A 17416-nucleotide genomic window follows, 5' to 3' on the forward strand; every position below is an offset into this window, starting at 1 on the left:
CGCCGCGGTCGGCCGGTGCGCCGTGGTCGGTCGGTGCGTTCACCAGGAGCCCTTCGCCACTACCACGCCCGCGTCGTCCCGGCGCACCCCCGCCTCGCGCAGCAGCAGCGCCGCGGCGGTCACGGGCAGGTGGGAGAACAGGCCGGGGACGTCGGCGGCCTTCCAGCGGTCGGTCAGCCCGTCCGAGTGCAGCACCACCGCGCTGCCGGGCGGCAGGGCCTGCCGGACGGTGTGCGCGGAGGGCAGCTGGTGGCCGACGATGCCGGGGGAGGAGGGCAGCGAGCGCCGGGCCCCGGTGGCGGTGTCCACCACGAAGGCGCTGACGTTGCCGACCCCGCAGAACGTCAGCCGGGCCGCGGCGGGCTCGACCAGCGCGACGGCCGCCGCCCCGCCCCGCCCGCCGCGCAGCACCCGGTGCAGGTCGGCCAGCACCTGCTCGGGCTGGTGCGCGCAGCTGCGGTGGAAGGCCGCGACGGCGTCCGAGGCGGCCCGGGCGGCGAGCGGGCCGTGCCCCAGGCCGTCGCAGAACATCAGCAGGAACGCGCCGTCGCCGCCCGGCTGCCCCGGCCCGGGGGCGGCGTGCGGGCGCGGCGCCCGGTTGGTCAGCACCGACCAGTCCAGGCGCTCCGCCGCGGCCCCGACCGCCGGGTCGGGCGCCTCCGCCGGGGGCGCGGCGGCCCCGGCCGGCCCGAGGGCGCGCACCGCCCAGGCGTCGCCGCACAGCTCCTGGCCGCTCATCGGCCGGGTCAGGCCGGCGACGACCGGCTCGCCCGCGGCGGCGGCCCGCCCCGCCGGGGTGCGGTTCCAGAACCGGGCGGTCAGCACGGTGCCGCGGCCGGGCAGCGAGTGCAGGTCGAAGGCGTCGGCGAGGCGGGCGACCGCGCCCAGGCCGATGCCCAGGGTCCGGTCGGAGGAGTAGCCGTCGGCCAGCGCCGCGGGGACGTCCGCCATGCCCGGCCCGCTGTCGACGGTGAGGAACTCCAGCGCCGCCTCGGTGTCGGTGCGCACCACGCGCAGCACCATCGCCCCGTCCACGGCGTGCCGGCGCAGGTTGGTGGCCGCCTCGCTGACGGCGAGCGCCGCCTCGGCGGCCCGCTCGGGCAGCAGGCCGATCCGGTGGGCGAGCTGCCGGGCCGCGCTGCGGGCCGCGGCGGGCAGCGAGTCCGAGTGCCGGAACCACACGGTGTCCTCGCACACGGCCAGGGCGGGGGTCACCGGGCCCACTTGGTCACCGACACCTTCGTCCCGGAACCGGGCTCGCTGTGCAGCTCGAACTCGTCCACCAGCCGGCGCGCCCCGCTCAGGCCCAGGCCCAGGCCGCCGCCGGACGTCCAGCCGTCGGTCAGCGCGAGGTCCAGGTCGGGGATGCCGGGGCCGCTGTCCTCGAACACGGCGTGCACGCCGACCCGGGTCCCGTTGCGCACGCTCGCGCAGCGCATCGAGCCCCCGCCGCCGTAGACCAGGGTGTTGCGGGCCAGCTCGCTGGCGGCGGTGACCAGCTTGGTCTGGTCCACCAGCGACAGCCCGCACTGCTGGGCGTACGTGCGGACGGTCTGCCGGGCCCGGACCACGTCGTCGTTGGACCCGATCGGCACGGTCTGCTCGTCCTCCACCACCCGTGGCCCGGTCACGGGCGGGCCGTACGCGCGGTACGGTCGCGTTCCAGCAGCGCCAGGCCCTTCTCCAGGGTGAGCGCGGTGCGCACCCCGCCCAGCGAGAGGCCCAGCTCGACCAGGGTGATCGCCACCGCCGGGCGCATGCCGACGACCACCGTCTCGGCGTCCAGCATGCGCGAGATGGCGGCGGTGTTCGCCAGCATCCGGCCCACGAAGGAGTCGACGATCTCCAGCGCCGTGATGTCGATGACGACGCCGTTCGCGCCGGTGGCGACGATCCGCTCGGCCAGGTCGTCCTGGAGGTCCAGGACGATCTGGTCCTCCAGGTCGACCTGGATGGAGACCAGCAGCACCTGGCCGATCTTCAGGACGGGGACGCGGTCGCTCACCGGTCGCCGCCCGCCTGCAGCGAGGAGCCGCTGCGCTGCAGGACGTGGCGCAGCGCGTCGGCCAGGGTGGCCTTGGTGACGATGTCGCCGAACTGCACGCCGAGCGCGACCAGGGTCTGCGCGATCTGCGGGCGGATGCCGGAGATGGTGCACTCCGCGCCCATCAGCCGGGCGGCGACCACGGTCTTCAGCAGGTGCTGGGCGACCTCGGTGTCCACCGCGGGCACCCCGGTGATGTCGATGATCGCGTGCTCCGACCCGGAGTCGACCAGGCTCTGCAGCAGCTTCTCCATCACCACCTGGGTGCGCGCCGAGTCCAGCGTGCCGACCAGCGGCACCGCGACCACGTTCTCCCACAGCTTGACCACCGGCGTGGACAGTTCGAGCAACTGCTCGGCCTGCGCGCTGATGATCTCCTCCCGGGTGCGGGCGTACGCCTCGATGGTGAACAGGCCCAGCGCGTCCAGCAGCCGGGTCAGCTGCAGGTACGCCGTGATGTCCTCGGCGCTGCTGGTCGTGGTGGGCTCCAGCACGTCCTTGCAGGCGAAGACGCTGACCGCCGTCTCGGCGGGCGTGAAACCGTACCGGGCCCGGCTGCGGGAGAGCTCCACCAGCAGGGCGCGCACCTCCGAGTACGACTCGCCCTGCCAGTCCAGGCCGCCCTTGCCCAGGGCCTGCAGCAGGGCCTGGTAGAGGTCCGTCAGCTCGCGCTCCAGCTCGGCCCGGCTGATCCGGCCGCCCAGCGACGCGGCCACGGCCGCCACCCACTGGTCCTGCACCGCATCGTCCCGGGTCAGCAGCTCCACGAGCCGTTCGGACGCATGCTCCACCGCCATCAGGCGTTCTCCTCGCTCATCAGACCCCCGTCACCGGGGGACCTCGGCCGTCGCACGACGGCGCGCGGTGACCCCGACCGGTCGGGGTCACCGCGCGCCGTCTGCCCCGTCCGCCGCGAGGTATGCAGCAGCGGACGGAATTGTTTTCCGCCGCCCCCGGAGGGCCGGCGGGCCGGGGTCAGCCCCTGGTCTCGTGCTCGGCCCGGAACATCCAGGCGTGCTTCTCCAGCGCCGCGGTCACCGTGATCAGCAGGTCCTGGGTGACCGGGTCGGCCTCGCCGGTCTTGGCGATCCGCTCGCGCATCCGGGCGACCACCGTCGAGAGGGTGCCCACCAACTGCTCCACGACCGCGGTGTCGGCCTGCCAGCCGGAGGGCGCCTCCGGCAGGCTGCCGGCCGCGACGGTCGCGGCCCGCCCGTCCGGGCTGACGCCGATCGCGGCGGCCCGCTCCGCCACCTGGTCGGCGAAGTCGCGGGCGGTGGCCACCACCTCGTCGAGGTGCAGGTGGACCGAGCGGAACCGGGGACCGTACAGGTTCCAGTGGGCCTGCTTGCCGGTCAGGGACAGGTCCACGAGATCGACCAGGGCGCCCTGCAGCGCCTCCCCGGCGGTGTCGCGGTCGGGTCCGTCCAGCGGGCTGCCGGTGGCGATGTCCATCGTCGTTCCTCTCCAGGTCGGGGACGGCCGGCGAACACCGGCCCCCGCTCGGCTGCCCGGTGCGGCGGAACGGAAACACCGCGGCCGTCCGGATGACGGTTCCGCATTCCTGGTGTGGATCGCCCGGACCCGGGTAACCGCGCTGCGCCGCCCGGTGCCGGCCCCGGCCGACACGCCGCCGGCCCCACCTGCACGAAGCCCGCACGAAGCCCGCACAAGCCCGAACGAACCCGAACGCACGAAGCCCGCACGAAAAGGAATGGGGACCCCGCATGCCCGTCGCCGTGTCCAGGCCGATCTCCGTCACCCTCCCGGAAGGCCCCTACCCCCACATCCGGCTGGTCGGCGAACTGCGCTACGACACCGCACTGCCCTACGGCGTGGGACTGGCCTTCCCGCCCCGCGGCCCCGGCGAGGAGGACATCGTCTGGTGGTTCGGCCGGGACCTGCTCGCCGAGGGCCGCCGCGCCCCGAGCGGCGAAGGGGACGTCCGGATCGCCCCCGGCCCGGACGGCCGGATCCTGATCACCCTGGGGAACGGGACGGACCGGGCGGTGATCAGCGTCCCCGCCGACACGGTCACCCGGTTCCTCGCCGACGCCTTCGCCGAAGTGCCGCCCGGCGCCGAATCCGCCCACCTCGACCTCGACTTCGGGCTGGCCCGGCTGCTGGCCTGACCCCGCCACCACTCGCGCGGGCCCGGCCGTCCCACCGGGCCCGCGCGAGTGGCGCGTCAGGCCGTCAGCGTGACGCGGATCCGCTTGCCGCCGCCCGGCAGGCGGTGGATCTCCCAGCCGGTGCTGAGCAGCTTGACCAGGGGCCAGCCCCGGCCGCCCAGCCGGGTCGGGTCCTGGAGGTTGGCGGCGTCGCCGCGCGGGTGGGCGTCGGCGGCGTCCTCCACCTCGATGGTCAGCACCCGGCCGCCGCCGCTCGTCCGGACGGCGAACCCGGTCACCCCGCCGGCGTGCCGGATCGCGTTGGTGACCAGCTCGGTGACGGCGAGCCAGGCGTCGCCGCGCAGGCGCTCACCCGTTCCGGGGTACCGGGCGAGCGCCTCGGTGACGGCGCTCCGGGCCTCGGCCGCGGTGCGCACCGCAGGGCCCGGACGGGCGGTGGCCGGGGGACGCCACCAGGCCGGGTCGGCCTCGGCACGGGACATCGGTGACCTCGCATCGGACGGGACGGGAACGCTGCTTCAGGTGTCCGGCTGCCCGGACACCGCGGAGATCACACCGGCGGAACCCGCGGCGAACGGGGGACGTCCGGCCCGGACGCGTCCCGCACCGCGGCGTCCGCGTCCGCCGCGAGGTGCAGGTGGTCCGCGGCGGAGGACAGGTCGAGCAGCCTGCGCACCGGCTCACGCAGCGGTCCGGCCAGCACCAGCCGCCCGCCCGCCTCCGCCATCCGGCGGTGGGCGACGAGCAGACCGTGCAGCACCGAGGAGTCGGCGAAGGTGACCTCGGCGAAGTCCACCACCAGCAGCCGCGGCGGACGGTCGAGCGCGGCCGTCAACCGCCGGACGAACTCCTGGGAGTCCTCCCAGTCGAGCTCGCCCCGGGCCCGCACCGTCCCGACGTCCAGCGGCTCCGCCCCGGCCGCCCCGTACGTGTGATCGGTCATACCGGGCATGCTAGTGGGCCCCCGCCCGGCGGCCGGCACCCCTCCCGCCCGGCGGCCGGCACGGCTCCACCCGGCGGCTGGCACGGCTCCACCCGGCGGCTGCCGCGGCTCCACCCGGCCGGGGCCCGATGCGGCAGCCGATAGCATGGCGGTTCGGGTGCGGCCCGCCGGACTTGTCCGCAAGGGCGGGGCGGGGCGCACCAAACCCGCCGACCGCGGCGGACCCCACCGGGTCCCGGCCGGCCGACGGAAACCCAATTGCGAGGTGAGGGCCCGTCAGGGCCCGGACGATGGCATCTTCGACTTCCCCCGCCGTGACCACCGACTGGGAGCCCCTCGCCGACTCCCCCTACCCGGTCGCGGTGCTCGGCCCCGACGGCGAACTGCTGCACGCCAGCCACAGCGCCCACCGCCTGCTGGCCGCCCCGGCGGGCACGGTCCCGCACTGGCTGCGCCGGGCCCACCTGGACCTGCCCGCCGACGGCACCCCGCCGGAGACCGTCCGGCACACCGACCCGGTCGCCGGCCGGATCGAGGCGCACCCCTCGCCCCGCCCGGACGGCAGCGCCGTGTGGTGGTTCGTCGTCCCGGAGGGCCTCCCGGGAGTGCTGCCGCGGACGGCCGGCGGCGGCAGCCACGACTGGGAGCTGCTGACCCGGCTGTCCGGCCTGCTGCTGTCCTCGCTGAACGTCGACCGGGTCCTGGAGACGGCGGTCCGCCAGGCCGCGCTGCACCTCGCGGACGCCGCCGTGGTGGTCGCCCCCGGCTCCGGCCGGACGCTGCGCTTCGTGACCTGCCTGCGCGGCGGCGACCCGGCGCACGTCCAGGTGCGGGCCGACTCGGCCGAGGTCCCCGGACTGGCCGAGGCGCTGCAGGGGTTCCCGCCGGTGCCCTCGCGGTGGATCGACCCGGACGCCACGCCCCGCTGGCTGGTGCCCGCCGGGTTCGGCCGGGTCGGCTCGGTGCTGGTCACCCCGCTGCCCGGGCACGGCGTCCCCGCCGGGGCGCTGGTGCTGCTGCGGGCGGCGGGCGGCGGCCCGTTCCCCGCCGACGAGGAGGTCTTCGCCCGGATGTTCGCCGCCCGGGCCGGCGCCGCCGCGTCCGCGGCCGTCCTGTACTCCGAACAGGCCGCCGTCACCGACCTGTTGATGCGCGAACTGCTCCCGCCCCGGCTCGAACACCTCAACGGGGTGGACTTCGCCGGCGGCTACCGCGCCTCGGTCGACCGCGACCGGATCGGCGGCGACTTCTACGACGTCCACCCCGCCGCCGACCCCGACGGCGAGACGCTCGCCCTGCTCGGCGACGTCAGCGGCAAGGGCCTGGAGGCCGCCGTCATGACCGGCAAGGTGCGCAACACGCTGCACGCGCTGCTGCCGCTCGCCGACGACCACGGCCGGGTCCTGCACCTGCTCAACCGGGCGCTGCTGACCTCCCACCACACCCGTTTCGCCAGCCTGGTGCTGGCCTCGGTGCGCCGCGAGGACGACCGGGTCCGGGTCCGGCTGTCGGCCGCCGGGCACCCCGCGCCGATGGTGGTCCGGACGGACGGACGGGTGACCGATTCCACCACCCTGGGCAGCATCGTCGGCGTCCTGCCGGAGGCCACCACCCGCACCGACACCGTGCTGCTCGACCCCGGCGAGGCGTGCGTCCTGTACAGCGACGGGATCACCGAGGCCAAGGGCGGACCGACCGGCCGGGAGCAGTTCGGCGAGGACCGGCTGCGCCAGGCGCTCCAGCAGTGCGCGGGCCTGCCCGCGGAAGCGATCGTGGAACGGGTGCAGATGCTCACCGCGCAGTGGCTCCGGGAGGGCCGGCACGACGACATGGCGGTCATGGTCATCGCCGCGCCCCCGCGCGGCCACGTGGCCGTGACCGGCGGACCGCGGGAGTACGCGGCATGAACGGCGACACACTGACCGGCACCCTCGCCCCCGCCGCCGGGCCCGTCCGCCCCGGGGAACCGGCCGTGGAACCGACCGAGGAGCTGTGGCAGGCCGTCATCGGCGGCGACCAGGCCGGGGCCGTCGCCCTCGCGGTGCGGGCCCTGGAGGACGGCCTGCACCCGGAGGCGCTGCTGCTCGACGTGATCGGGGCGCTCCAGGCCCGGATCGGACGGGAGTGGGCGGCCGACCGGATCACGGTGATCCAGGAGCACGCCGCCACCGCCGTCAACGAGCGCGTGGTGGCCGTCGTCTCCGGCCACCCCGCGTTCGCCGCCGCCACCGACCCGCAGCGCCCCGGCCGGATCGCGGTGGCCTGCGTCGACGGCGAGTGGCACGCCTTCCCCGCCCGGCTGCTGGCCGAGGTGCTGGCGCTGCGCGGCTGGCGGGTCGACTACCTGGGCGCCCAGTGCCCCACCCCCCACCTGATCGCGCACCTGCACCGCACCGCCCCCGACGTGCTGGCCCTGTCCGCCTCGCTGCCCACCCGGCTGCCCGCCGCGCACACCGCGATCACGGCCGCCCAGGCCGCCGGCGTGCCGGTCATCGCGGGCGGCGCGGCGTTCGGCCCCGACGGCCGGCACGCCCGGCTGCTCGGCGCCGACGCCTGGGCCCCCGACGCCCGCGCCGCGGCCGCCCGCCTCGCCCGGGGACTGGCGCTGCCCGCCTCCCCGCACCTGCCCGTCGACGACCTCCCGCACCTCGCCGACCAGGAGTACACCCTGGTCGGCCGGAGCACCCGCGAACTGGTCGCCGGCGTGATGGCCGCCCTGGAACGGGAGCACCCCGCCGTCCGCTCCTACACCCCGCTCCAGCGCGAGCACACCCTCGACGACCTGGCCCACATCGTCGAGCACCTGGCCGTCGCCCTCTACACCGGCGACCCGGAGCTCTTCACCGCCTTCACCGGCTGGACCGGGCAGGTCCTGCTCGCCCGCTCCGTCCCGGACACCCTCCTCGGCTTCGCCCTGACCTCCCTGCGCGAGCAACTGCGCGACCTGCCGCGCAGCGTCGCCGTCCTGACGGCCGCCCTGCCGCCCGCCGGCACCGCCCCGCCGCCCGCGGGTGCCACCCCGTCGCCCGCGGGCACCGCCCCGCCGCCCGCAGGTGCCGCCCCGTCGCCCGCGGGCACCGGCCCGCGCCCGCTGCCGACCCCGGGAACCCCCGCATGAGCACCAGCCCCGTCCCCCCGCCCCGGCCCACCGCCGGACCGCCCCGCACCGCCACCGTCCCGGTGGAGGGCGAGCTCGACCACGAGAGCTGCGGGGAGCTCCTCCGGGCGGTCGCCGCCCACCTGGCCGCCCGCCCCCGGGTCGACGTGGTCCGGGTGGACTGCGGCGACATGTCGCTGTGCGACTCCACGGGGCTGTCCGCGCTGCTCCAGGTCCGCCGCGACGTCGACGCCGCCGGCCGCCGCCTGCTGCTCGACCGCCGCCCCGCCCACCTGGAGCGCCTGCTGCGCCTCACCGGCACCGCCGACTACCTGCTCACCGACCGGCCGGACTGAGACCGGGCCGGTGGCCGCCGGAGGAAGGGCCGCCCGGGTGAGGGGCGGTTTCCGACCTTCCGGCCGGGGCAGCCGACGGTCATGGACCGACGACACCGCCCCCGGGGCGACGGCACCCTCCCGCTGCTGACCCGCGGCTACGCCTGGCTTCCCGACCTGCGCCGCCGCCACCCCGGCCCGGTGGTGCGGGTCCGGCTGGCCGGCCGGCCGGCGGTCGCCCTGCACGGACCCGAAGCCGTCCGGTTCTTCTACGACGAACGGCACGTCCGGCGGGCGGGCGCGCTCCCCGAACCGGTGCGCAGCACGCTCTTCGGGCACGGCGCCGTGCACTCCCTGGACGGCCGGGTGCACCAGCTGCGCAAGGCGATGTTCCTCTCGCTGCTGGCCGATCCCGGACAGGTCCGCGCGCTGGTCGACGAGGTCGGCCGGGCCTGGGACACCGCGGTGGGGCGCTGGGCCGGACAGCCCCGGGTGGTCCTGCTGGACGAGGCCGCCCGGGTCCTCACCGAGGGCGTCTGCCGCTGGGCCGGCCTGCCGCTGCCGCCGGACGGCGCCGCCGCGTTCGCCGCCGACCTGACCGCCATGGTCGACGGCTTCGCCACCCCGGGCCCGCGGCACTGGCGCGGGCGGCTGGCCCGCCGCCGCCGGGAGTCCTGGATCGCCGGGACCGTCGAAGCGGTGCGCGCCGGCCGCGCCGGGCTCCCGGCCGGCTGCCCGGTCGAACGGGTGGCGCTGCACCGGGACGCGGACGGCGAACCGCTGCCGCCGCGGGTGGCGGCCGTCGAGGTGCTCAACCTGGTCCGGCCGACCGTCGCGGTCTGCTGGTTCGTCGCGTTCGCCGCCCACGCCATGCACCTGCGGCCGGAGGCCCGCGCGGCACTCGCCGGGGGAGAGCCCGCCCGGGCCTGGGCGTTCGCCCAGGAGGTCCGCCGGTTCTACCCGTTCGCCCCGTTCGTCGGCGGCCGGGCCGCGGCCGACCTCACCCACCGGGGCGAACCGATCGCCGAGGGCACCCTGGTGCTGCTCGACCTGTACGGGCAGAACCACGACCCGGCCCTGTGGGGCGACCCGTACGCCTTCCGGCCCGGGCGGTTCCTCGAACGCCCCGACGACGTCGCGCAGTCCGTCCCGCAGGGCGGCGGCGACCCGGCGACCGGCCACCGCTGCCCCGGCGAGGCCGTGGTGGTCGGGCTGCTGGAGGACCTGTCCGTGCGCCTGGCCCGGCTGGAGTACACGCTGCCCGCCCAGGACCTGACCGTCCGGCTCGGCCGGATGGTCGCCCGGCCGCGCAGCGGCTTCGTCATCGAGGCGGTCCGCGCCGGGTGAGGCGCGCCACCGGCCCGACACCCGCACCGAGAGAAGAGGAGACGGGGATGCCCGACGGGAAACCCGAGCAGGACGCGGCCCGTACCGGAGGCGGTGCACCGGACGGACCGACCCGGATGCCGGCCCGCGCCTGGGCCTCGGTGCTCCGCCGCACCGCGAAGGAGTTCCTGGACGACGAGCTGCCGGACCGGGCCGCCGCGCTTACCTACTACGGGGTGCTGGCGGTCTTCCCGGCCCTGCTGGTGCTCGTCTCGATCCTCGGCCTGCTCGGGCGTTCGGCCACCGACACGGTGCTCGACAACCTCCAGCAACTCGCCCCGGGACAGGCCCGCGACATCCTGCGCTCCGCGGTCGAACAGCTGCAGGGCGGGCCCGGTACCAGCGGCGTGCTGGCCGCGGTCGGCCTGCTGGGCGCGCTGTGGTCGGCCTCGGGCTACGTCGCCGGGTTCATCCGGGCGTCCAACGCGGTCTACGACATCCGTGAGGGCCGGCCGGTGTGGAAGCTCACCCCGCTGCGGGTCGGCCTGACCCTGCTGATGATGGTGCTGCTGCTGGCCAGCGCGGTGATCGTGGTCTTCACCGGCCCGGTGGCCGAACGCGCCGGGGACGTCCTCGGGCTCGGCCCCACCGCCGTGACGGTCTGGTCGATCGCCAAGTGGCCGGTCCTCGTGCTGCTGGTCGCCGTCATGATCGCGCTGCTGTACTGGGCGGCGCCCAACGTGCGCGGCCGCGGCTGGCGCTGGGTCTCCCCGGGCAGCCTGCTGGCGGTCCTGCTGTGGCTGCTGCTCTCCGGCGGGTTCGCCGCGTACGTCGCCCACTTCGCCTCCTACAACCGCACCTACGGCACCCTCGCCGGGGTGATCGTCTTCCTGGTGTGGCTGTGGCTGTCCAACCTCGCCATCCTGCTCGGCCTGGAGTTCGACGCCGAGCTCGCCCGCGAGCGGGCCGTCGAGGGCGGACTGCCGCCCGACGAGGAGCCGTACGTGCCGCCGCGCGACACCCGCAAGTGGCCCGAGGGGGAGACGACGCCCCGCACCGGGGCCGACCGAGAAGAAGAGGAGACGTGATGACCGAGTACGGGTTCTTCCTGTCCTGCGAGGAGTTCACCCCGCAGGAACTGATCCAGCAGGCCGAACGGGCCCGGGCCGCCGGGTTCACCCGGCTGGCGATCTCCGACCACTTCCACCCGTGGAACGAGGCGCAGGGCAACAGCGCCTTCGTCTGGTCGGTGATCGGCGCGCTCTCGCAGGCCGTCGACCTGCCCGTCACCACCCTGGTGACCTGCCCCACCGTCCGCCTGCACCCGGCGGTCACCGCCCAGGCCGCGGCGACCTCCAGCGTCCTGCTGGACGGCCGTTTCACCCTCGGCGTGGGCACCGGCGAGGCGCTCAACGAGCACGTCCTGGGCGACCGCTGGCCCTCCTTCGAGGAGCGCGCCGAGATGCTGGAGGAGGCCGTCGAGGTGATGCGCGAGCTGTTCACCGGCTGCCAGGTCAACCACCGCGGCCCGCACTACACCGTCGACAACGCCCGCCTCTACACCGCGCCGCGCGGCCGACTGCCGATCCTGGTCTCCGGGTTCGGCCCCAAGGCCGCCGCCACGGCCGGCCGGATCGGCGACGGCTTCGTCACCATGACGCCCGACGCCGAGCTGATCGCCGTCTTCCGGGACGCGGGCGGCGCCGGCAAGCCCGTCGTCGGCGGGCTGAAGGTCTGCTGGAGCACCGACCGGGACAAGGCGGTCGACGAGGTGCACCGCCGCTGGCCGACCGAACTGTTGCCCGGCGAGCTCGCCCAACTGCTGCCCACCCCCGCGCACTTCGAGCAGGCCAGCCAACTCGTCACCCGCGAGATGGTCGCCGACGCCGTGACCTGCGGCGACGACGTCGACGCGCACGTCGAGGCGGTCCGCGCCTACGAGCGGGCCGGCTTCGACGAGGTGTACGTCGGGCAGATCGGCCCCGACCAGGACGCCTTCTTCGCCGCCTACCGGGACCGGGTGCTGCCCGCCCTGCGCGGCACCGCCGGCACCGGAGGCGCGCACCCGCCCCTGGAGACCCCCGAGGCCCGGATGACCGCGGAGGGCGCCCCCGCCCCCGACGAGCGCGCCAAGGACGCCGGGGACGGCCCCGAGTTCGCCCCCACCGATCCCGGACACTGACCCGGCGGAACGTGCATGACCAGCGGCGGGGCGGTTAGACGGCGGTTGTTCGATCCCCCGTTCGGAAGGCAACGTCGTGACCATGGTCTCCCGCCTCCCCGGCGCACAGACGCACCACTGGGACTGGCAGTTCGAAGGCTCCTGCCGCACCGTCGGCAGCGAGGTCTTCTTCCGACCCGCGAGCGAGGGCCGCGCCGAGGCCCGGCAGCGCGAGCAGGCCGCGAAGCGGGTGTGCGCCGGCTGCCCCGTCCGCCTGGAGTGCCGGCGCTACGCCCTGGCCAGCCGGGAGCCCTACGGCGTCTGGGGCGGCCTGACCGAGGACGAGCGGCGCGCCCTGCTGGTCCGCCGCGAGCCGGGGGACGTCATCCCCAGTGCCGCCTGAGACCGGGGCCGCGCCCGGGGCCGGACGGAGTGGGGCCGGACCCGGGCGGCCCGGTCCGGCTCTGCTCCGCCCGGCCCCGCCCGGTCCGGCGCGGCACCGGACCGGGGCCGCCGTCCTCGACCGGCAGGAACGGCCCGGCCCGGGTGATCTCCAGGACCCGGCGCACGCAGGCCGAGGGGGAGTCCAGGGCCATCGCCACCCCGAGCACGGCCGCCGCGTGCCGGGCGCGCAGCAGGGTGTCCAGCGCGGAGGAAGTGAAGAGGTCGACCGCCCGCAGGTCGACCCGCAGCCGCTCCGGGCGGCTGCGAAGCCCGCGGTGCAGGGCCCGGGCGAACGCGTCCTGGTTGTCCTGGTGGAGGGCGCCGACCAGGGCGCACCGGACGGTGGTGCCGGTGCGGCGGGTCTCGATCCGCAGGTCCGGCGCCCGTACCACGGCTGTTCGGCGGGGGCGCCGGGTCACGTCACCGTGCCGACCGGAGTCTCCGCCGCCGCCCGCAGGATCTCCCACAGCGCGAGGGCGTTGTCGCGCAACTGCTCGGTGGCGGGGGAACCGGTCTCGGCGGCCGCGAGGTAGGCGCTCACCCCGGCGACCGCGTACTTCAGTTGCGGCGGCAGGCCCTGGACGGCACCGCTGCCCGCAGTCAGGACCGCGGTGAAGCGGTCCAGTTCGGCTCGGGTCGGGGCTTCCACTGCATCGCCTCCGGGGTACCGGTGCGGGAGACCGGCAGGTCCACTCTCCTCGCACGCACGACATACGTCAATGAATGCACGAAAATTATGTCATGTATTCCGAGTCGTGAACCACGCTGCCTATCCTGGGGCGGTGGAGAGAGCCGCCGAAACCAGCCGCCAGTGGACGTTCCTGACCAATCACGCCAGGGTCCTGATCCAGATCTACCGGGACCCCGGCATCCGGGTGCGCGACATAGCCACCCGCTGCCTGCTCACCGAGCGCGCGGTGCAGCGCATCATCTCCGACCTGGAAGAAGCCGGGTACCTCTCCCACGAACGCCGCGGCCGCACCAACCACTACCACGTCATCGACGGCCAACTCCGCCATCCCGCCGACGCCGGCCCCACCATCGCCGAACTGCTCTCGGCCCTGCTCACCCCGCCGCCCGGAACGGCCTGACCCGGGGGCCCGGCCGAGAAGGCCGTCCCGGCCCCCGGCCGCACGGGCCGGGAACCGGGACGGCCGTGCCCCGGCGGCCGCTCAGGGCGCCTGGACGTCCGCCGACGGCGGCTCGGGCTCCTCGTCCTCCCGGCCCTCCTCGGCCTTGGCCCGGACATCGGCCGGGGTCGGCGCGGTGATCTCGCGCTCCTCGGCCGAACGCTCCCGCACGCTCTCCCCGGGCGCCTCTCCGGCGGCCCGGTCCTTCCCGTCCTGCGTGGTCATGGCTGCTCCTCTCCGTCTGCGACATGGACACCCGGCGGCTACCCCCGCCACCGGCGGCCACACCGATCCGGCCGGGCGGGCCCGGCCCGGTCCCTCAACCCGTCGGCCACACCCCCGTCACCCGCCGCCACGCGGTCGCCCCCGACCGGTCCACGGCCGCCTTCACCAGGGCGAACAGCGCGCCCTGGAGCGCCGCCGCGGTCAGCACCTGCCGCCAGCCCCGCTCCTCGTCGGTCGCGTTCGGGGTGTCCTCCTCGTGGGCGATCCGCCGCCACACCTGCTTGAACACCGCCCCGGCCACCACCCCGCCCAGCGCCCCCACCACCATGCCGACCGGCTTGTACACCACTGCTGCCGCCTTCATGGGGGACTCCTCTCCTCGCCACCCGCGGCCCTCGCGCACCGCCCGGAACCCTCCGGCGGCTGCCCGGCCGCCCCCGCCGCAAACCGCGCCGCGCAGCCGGCCCCCCGCAGCCGCCGGGCGTGGACGGCCGGCGGCGGGGCAGGCGGTGGTGGCATCCGCCCCGACCGGAAGGACCCGCAGATGGGCAGTGGCGAACGGCACCTCAACGACCACCGGGCGAGAGCCCAGCGGCGCTCCCCGCGCCACGAACGCCGGGGCGAGGCCCGGCTGCCCGCGGTGCTCGCCACCCTGGCGGCGATCCTGCTCTACCTCGCCCTCCCCGAACGACTGCTGCTCGTCCCGCGGTTCGTGCTGCCCGGGCTGGAACTCCTGCTGCTGATCCCGCTGATCGCGGTCAACCCGCGCCGGATGACCCGGCAGAACCGCCTCTCCAGGGCGCTGTCGCTGACCCTGGTCGCCCTGATCGGCCTGAGCAACCTGGTCTCGCTCGGCCTGCTGGTCAACGCCATGGTCACCAGCAAGGCCCAGCAGGGCGGCCCGCTGCTGCTCGCCGCGCTCCAGGTGTGGGCCACCAGCATCATCGTCTTCGGCCTGGCCTTCTGGGAGCTCGACCGCGGCGGCCCCGTGACGCGCACCCAGGCCGACCGCGCCGACCTGCCGCTCGCGGACTTCCGGTTCTCCCAGGACGAGAACCACGACGCCGTCGAGGAGGTCGCCGACGGCGCCAGCCGCAGCAGCGACTGGGTGCCCACCCTGATGGACTACCTGTACGTCTCGGTGACCAACTCCACGGCCTTCAGCCCCACCGACACCATGCCGCTGTCCACCCGGGCGAAGGCCCTGATGGCCGTCGAGAGCGTCGCCGCCCTCATCACCTCGCTGCTCGTCATCGCCCACGCGGTGGGCGTCCTCGACCGCTAGCGCCGCACCGCGGCGCCCCGTCACCCCGGGGCGCCGCGGTGCGCCGCGTTGCGGGCGAGGTTGGTCAGCAGCCGGCGGTTGCGCAGGTGGAGGACGAACTCGGTCAAAGGGTTCTCCAGCCGGGCGCCGAGGCCGCGCAGGGGGTGCTCGTCGAGGATCAGCAGGGTGTGGCGGTCCCAGGGGATGAGCGAGAAGGCGATCCGGGCGGTGCCGAAGGGCGCCGCCGCGGCCTCGAGTTCGAGACGGCGGCCGGGCTCGCAGATCCTGACCACGCAGGTGTCCTCCAGGGCGGCCGGCCCGAAGCCGACCAGGAACCTGAGACGGGCCCCGACCTCGGGCCAGTGGTCGTCCGCGTCGAGGACGTCCTGGGTGCCGACCACCCACTGCGCGTAGCTCCGGGGGTTCGCCAGGACGTCCCAGACCTGCTCGGGCGGGGAGTCGATCAGGCGTTGGCGCTGTGCCATGAGGGGTCCGTTCCCTTCGTGCGGGGCGGGGGAGGGGTTCAGCGGCGCGGGCCGGCCGCCGGCAGGAAGCGGGCCGGCGAGCGGCGGTGGGCGCTCAGGGCGGCCCGGGCGGCGTTGGCGCCGCACGCGCCGTGGACGCCGCCGCCGGGGTGGGCGGAGGCGGAGGCGAGGTAGAGCCGGGCCACCGGGGTGCGGGGACCGGCGGTGCCGGGGACGGGCCGCAGGAAGAGCTGCTGGTGCGGGGCCGCGGTGCCGCCGTTGAGGGCCCCGCCGACCAGGTTCTCGTCCAGGGAGTGCAGGACCGGCGGGGTGAGGATCCGGCGGGCGGCCACCAGGTCGCGGAAGCCCGGGGCGAACCGCTCCACCTGGCGCTCGACCCGGTCGGCCATCGCCTCGCCCTCCCGGCGGTCCCACCGCCCCGTGATGCCGTCGGGGCCGAGGTCCGCGGTGACGCGCTGCGGCACGTGCGTGTAGGCCCAGGCCGACTCGGTGCCGCTGGGCGACCGGGTGGGATCGGCCACGGTCATCTGACCGAACAGGGCGAACGGGCGGGCCGGCAGCCGCCCGGTGAGGACCTGGTGGGCGTAGTCGCCGAGCTCGTCCAGGTCGGCGCCCAGGTGCACCGTCCCGGCGCGGCCGGCCGCGGGCGCGCTCCAGGGGACGGGCCCGCGCAGGGCCCAGTCGACCTTCACGGTGGCGAAGTCCCACTGGAAGCGGCGCATGTCCCGGCGCAGCGACCCGGGCAGGTGCTCCCAGCCGACCAGGCCGCCGTACAGGGCCGTCGCGGCGGTGTCCGCGAGGACCGCCCGCCCGGCGCGGTGGCCGCGGCCGTCCGCGGTGCGCACGCCCAGCGCCGTCCCGTTCCGGACCACCACCTCCCGCACCGGCTGCCCGCAGTGCACCTCCCCGCCCGCGGACTCCAGCCGGCGCACCAGCGCCGCGGTCAGGGCGGAGGCCCCGCCCACCGGCACCGGCCAGCCGTACCGCCGGCCGAGCATCGCCATCAGCCAGCCGAACGCGCCGCTGCCCGCGGCCTCGGGCAGCAGGTCGGCGTGCAGGGCGCAGCCGGCCAGGAGCAGTCCCGGGCCCTCGCCCTCGAACTCCTCCTCCGCCAGCCGCCGCACCGGCAGGGCCAGGAAGCGCGCCAGGTCGAGCAGACCGGACGGCCGCAGCCGGGCCGCGATCGCCGCGCCCGGCCGCACCGGCGGGAACGGGGTGAGCAGGGCGTTCACCAGGTGCGGATCCAGTCGGTCCCAGCGGTCCGCCAGACGCTGCCAGGCCGCGGCGTCGTGCGCGCCGAACATCCGCTCCAGCCGGTCCGGGTCCGGCGCCCCGCCGTCGCGGTGCAGGGTCGCGCAGCGGCCGTCCGGGAGCGGGTGGGCGAGCACCGCCGGGGCGTGGCTCCAGCGCAGCCCGAACTCTTCGAGCCCCAGCCCCCGGACCGCCGGGGAGGCGACGGCCAGCGGGTGGAAGGAACTGAACAGGTCGGAGACGAACTCCGGGTCCACGCCCCGGTCGCTGCGCACCGCGCCGCCCGGGGCGTCGGCGGCCTCCAGCACGACCACGTGCCAGCCCGCGTCCGCCAGCAGGTTGGCCGCGACCAGCCCGTTCGGGCCGGACCCGATCACGATCGCGTCCGCCATCTCGGCCTCCTCGGGTTCCTCGGGTTCCTCGGGTTCCGCGGATCTCACCGGCCCCGCGCCTGCCCCACCCGCCCGGATCGCACACCGGATCGCGCACCGGATCGCGCGGCGGGTCGCGCACCGGCCCGCGCGCGGCAGGGCCGCCGGGCGCTCGTGGCGCCCGACGGCCCTGCGTCGTCCGGTCCGG

Annotated in this window: 23 protein-coding genes; 10 read left to right on the forward strand and 13 right to left on the reverse strand. The window is 76.2% G+C overall.

What is annotated here, in order from left to right:
* Positions 1-39: 39 nt before the first annotated feature.
* The 5 genes from EDD39_RS22700 to EDD39_RS22720 all read right to left on the reverse strand — a co-directional run bounded on the left by EDD39_RS22700 (position 40) and on the right by EDD39_RS22720 (position 3499).
* Positions 40-1224 (reverse strand): ATP-binding SpoIIE family protein phosphatase, encoded by a 1185-nt coding sequence (locus EDD39_RS22700; RefSeq protein WP_123558762.1) that lies wholly within the window; start codon positions 1222-1224, stop codon positions 40-42.
* The gene (locus EDD39_RS22705) at positions 1212-1631 is read right to left on the reverse strand and encodes an anti-sigma regulatory factor (protein WP_123558764.1); all 420 of its coding nucleotides are present in this window, start codon (positions 1629-1631) and stop codon (positions 1212-1214) included. Before EDD39_RS22705 ends, EDD39_RS22700 begins: the two co-directional genes overlap by 13 nt.
* Complete coding sequence (locus tag EDD39_RS22710; RefSeq protein ID WP_123558766.1) at positions 1628-2005, reverse strand: STAS domain-containing protein; 378 nt, start codon at positions 2003-2005, stop codon at positions 1628-1630. The genes EDD39_RS22705 and EDD39_RS22710 overlap by 4 nt, the downstream gene beginning before the upstream one ends.
* On the reverse strand, positions 2002-2841 hold the full coding sequence (locus EDD39_RS22715) for an STAS domain-containing protein (RefSeq protein WP_123558768.1): 840 nt from the start codon (positions 2839-2841) through the stop codon (positions 2002-2004). Before EDD39_RS22715 ends, EDD39_RS22710 begins: the two co-directional genes overlap by 4 nt.
* Positions 2842-3019: 178 nt before the next feature.
* Entirely contained in the window at positions 3020-3499 is a 480-nt protein-coding gene (locus tag EDD39_RS22720; RefSeq protein ID WP_123558771.1) for a Dps family protein, read from the reverse strand.
* A gap of 272 nt (positions 3500-3771) precedes the next feature.
* On the opposite strand from EDD39_RS22720, the gene EDD39_RS22725 reads away from it, so the two are divergent.
* A complete protein-coding gene (locus EDD39_RS22725) occupies positions 3772-4176 on the forward strand; it encodes an SsgA family sporulation/cell division regulator (protein ID WP_123558772.1) in 405 nt (134 codons plus the stop codon).
* Positions 4177-4232: 56 nt separating this feature from the next.
* Here the strand turns inward: EDD39_RS22725 and EDD39_RS22730 are convergent, their stop codons facing one another.
* On the reverse strand, positions 4233-4658 hold the full coding sequence (locus tag EDD39_RS22730; protein ID WP_123558774.1) for an ATP-binding protein: 426 nt from the start codon (positions 4656-4658) through the stop codon (positions 4233-4235).
* A gap of 68 nt (positions 4659-4726) precedes the next feature.
* Positions 4727-5119 (reverse strand): STAS domain-containing protein, encoded by a 393-nt coding sequence (locus EDD39_RS22735; protein WP_123560759.1) that lies wholly within the window; start codon positions 5117-5119, stop codon positions 4727-4729.
* Positions 5120-5409: 290 nt separating this feature from the next.
* On the opposite strand from EDD39_RS22735, the gene EDD39_RS22740 reads away from it, so the two are divergent.
* From EDD39_RS22740 to EDD39_RS22770, 7 genes are all read left to right on the forward strand, one after another.
* Positions 5410-7026, forward strand: a complete 1617-nt coding sequence (locus EDD39_RS22740; protein ID WP_123558777.1) for a PP2C family protein-serine/threonine phosphatase — start codon at positions 5410-5412, stop codon at positions 7024-7026.
* Positions 7023-8237, forward strand: a complete 1215-nt coding sequence (locus tag EDD39_RS22745) for a cobalamin B12-binding domain-containing protein (RefSeq protein ID WP_123558779.1) — start codon at positions 7023-7025, stop codon at positions 8235-8237. Before EDD39_RS22740 ends, EDD39_RS22745 begins: the two co-directional genes overlap by 4 nt.
* Positions 8234-8572, forward strand: coding sequence for an STAS domain-containing protein (locus tag EDD39_RS22750; protein WP_123558781.1), 339 nt, complete (start codon positions 8234-8236; stop codon positions 8570-8572). Before EDD39_RS22745 ends, EDD39_RS22750 begins: the two co-directional genes overlap by 4 nt.
* A gap of 81 nt (positions 8573-8653) precedes the next feature.
* Entirely contained in the window at positions 8654-9898 is a 1245-nt protein-coding gene (locus EDD39_RS22755; protein ID WP_123558783.1) for a cytochrome P450, read from the forward strand.
* Between the two features lie 47 nt (positions 9899-9945).
* Entirely contained in the window at positions 9946-10965 is a 1020-nt protein-coding gene (locus tag EDD39_RS22760) for a YihY/virulence factor BrkB family protein (protein WP_123558785.1), read from the forward strand.
* Positions 10965-12059 carry a TIGR03557 family F420-dependent LLM class oxidoreductase gene (locus tag EDD39_RS22765; protein ID WP_123558787.1) on the forward strand — a complete coding sequence of 365 codons (1095 nt, stop codon included), beginning with the start codon at positions 10965-10967 and terminating at the stop codon, positions 12057-12059. The genes EDD39_RS22760 and EDD39_RS22765 overlap by 1 nt, the downstream gene beginning before the upstream one ends.
* 76 nt (positions 12060-12135) lie before the next feature.
* Positions 12136-12441 (forward strand): WhiB family transcriptional regulator, encoded by a 306-nt coding sequence (locus EDD39_RS22770; RefSeq protein ID WP_123558789.1) that lies wholly within the window; start codon positions 12136-12138, stop codon positions 12439-12441.
* Here the strand turns inward: EDD39_RS22770 and EDD39_RS22775 are convergent.
* Positions 12422-12901, reverse strand: a complete 480-nt coding sequence (locus EDD39_RS22775; RefSeq protein WP_162870084.1) for an STAS domain-containing protein — start codon at positions 12899-12901, stop codon at positions 12422-12424. The genes EDD39_RS22770 and EDD39_RS22775 overlap by 20 nt on opposite strands.
* On the reverse strand, positions 12898-13131 hold the full coding sequence (locus tag EDD39_RS22780) for a hypothetical protein (protein WP_123558793.1): 234 nt from the start codon (positions 13129-13131) through the stop codon (positions 12898-12900). The genes EDD39_RS22775 and EDD39_RS22780 overlap by 4 nt, the downstream gene beginning before the upstream one ends.
* 133 nt (positions 13132-13264) lie before the next feature.
* Between EDD39_RS22780 and EDD39_RS22785 the strand changes: the two genes are divergently transcribed.
* Positions 13265-13573 (forward strand): helix-turn-helix transcriptional regulator, encoded by a 309-nt coding sequence (locus EDD39_RS22785; RefSeq protein ID WP_123558795.1) that lies wholly within the window; start codon positions 13265-13267, stop codon positions 13571-13573.
* A gap of 81 nt (positions 13574-13654) precedes the next feature.
* On the opposite strand, the gene EDD39_RS39740 is transcribed toward EDD39_RS22785, so the two are convergent.
* A complete protein-coding gene (locus EDD39_RS39740) occupies positions 13655-13837 on the reverse strand; it encodes a hypothetical protein (protein ID WP_123819613.1) in 183 nt (60 codons plus the stop codon).
* Between the two features lie 94 nt (positions 13838-13931).
* On the reverse strand, positions 13932-14201 hold the full coding sequence (locus EDD39_RS22795; protein ID WP_030461972.1) for a DUF4235 domain-containing protein: 270 nt from the start codon (positions 14199-14201) through the stop codon (positions 13932-13934).
* A gap of 180 nt (positions 14202-14381) precedes the next feature.
* Between EDD39_RS22795 and EDD39_RS22800 the strand changes: the two genes are divergently transcribed.
* Positions 14382-15122, forward strand: coding sequence for a DUF1345 domain-containing protein (locus tag EDD39_RS22800; RefSeq protein WP_123558797.1), 741 nt, complete (start codon positions 14382-14384; stop codon positions 15120-15122).
* A 20-nt stretch (positions 15123-15142) separates the two neighbouring features.
* On the opposite strand, the gene EDD39_RS22805 is transcribed toward EDD39_RS22800, so the two are convergent.
* Both EDD39_RS22805 and EDD39_RS22810 read right to left on the reverse strand, forming a co-directional pair.
* The gene (locus tag EDD39_RS22805; protein WP_123558799.1) at positions 15143-15586 is read right to left on the reverse strand and encodes an SRPBCC family protein; all 444 of its coding nucleotides are present in this window, start codon (positions 15584-15586) and stop codon (positions 15143-15145) included.
* 38 nt (positions 15587-15624) lie between these two features.
* The gene (locus tag EDD39_RS22810) at positions 15625-17229 is read right to left on the reverse strand and encodes a phytoene desaturase family protein (RefSeq protein WP_123558801.1); all 1605 of its coding nucleotides are present in this window, start codon (positions 17227-17229) and stop codon (positions 15625-15627) included.
* Positions 17230-17416 lie beyond the last annotated feature (187 nt).

The sequence above is a fragment of the Kitasatospora cineracea genome (assembly GCF_003751605.1).
In the GTDB taxonomy this organism is placed as follows: domain Bacteria; phylum Actinomycetota; class Actinomycetes; order Streptomycetales; family Streptomycetaceae; genus Kitasatospora; species Kitasatospora cineracea.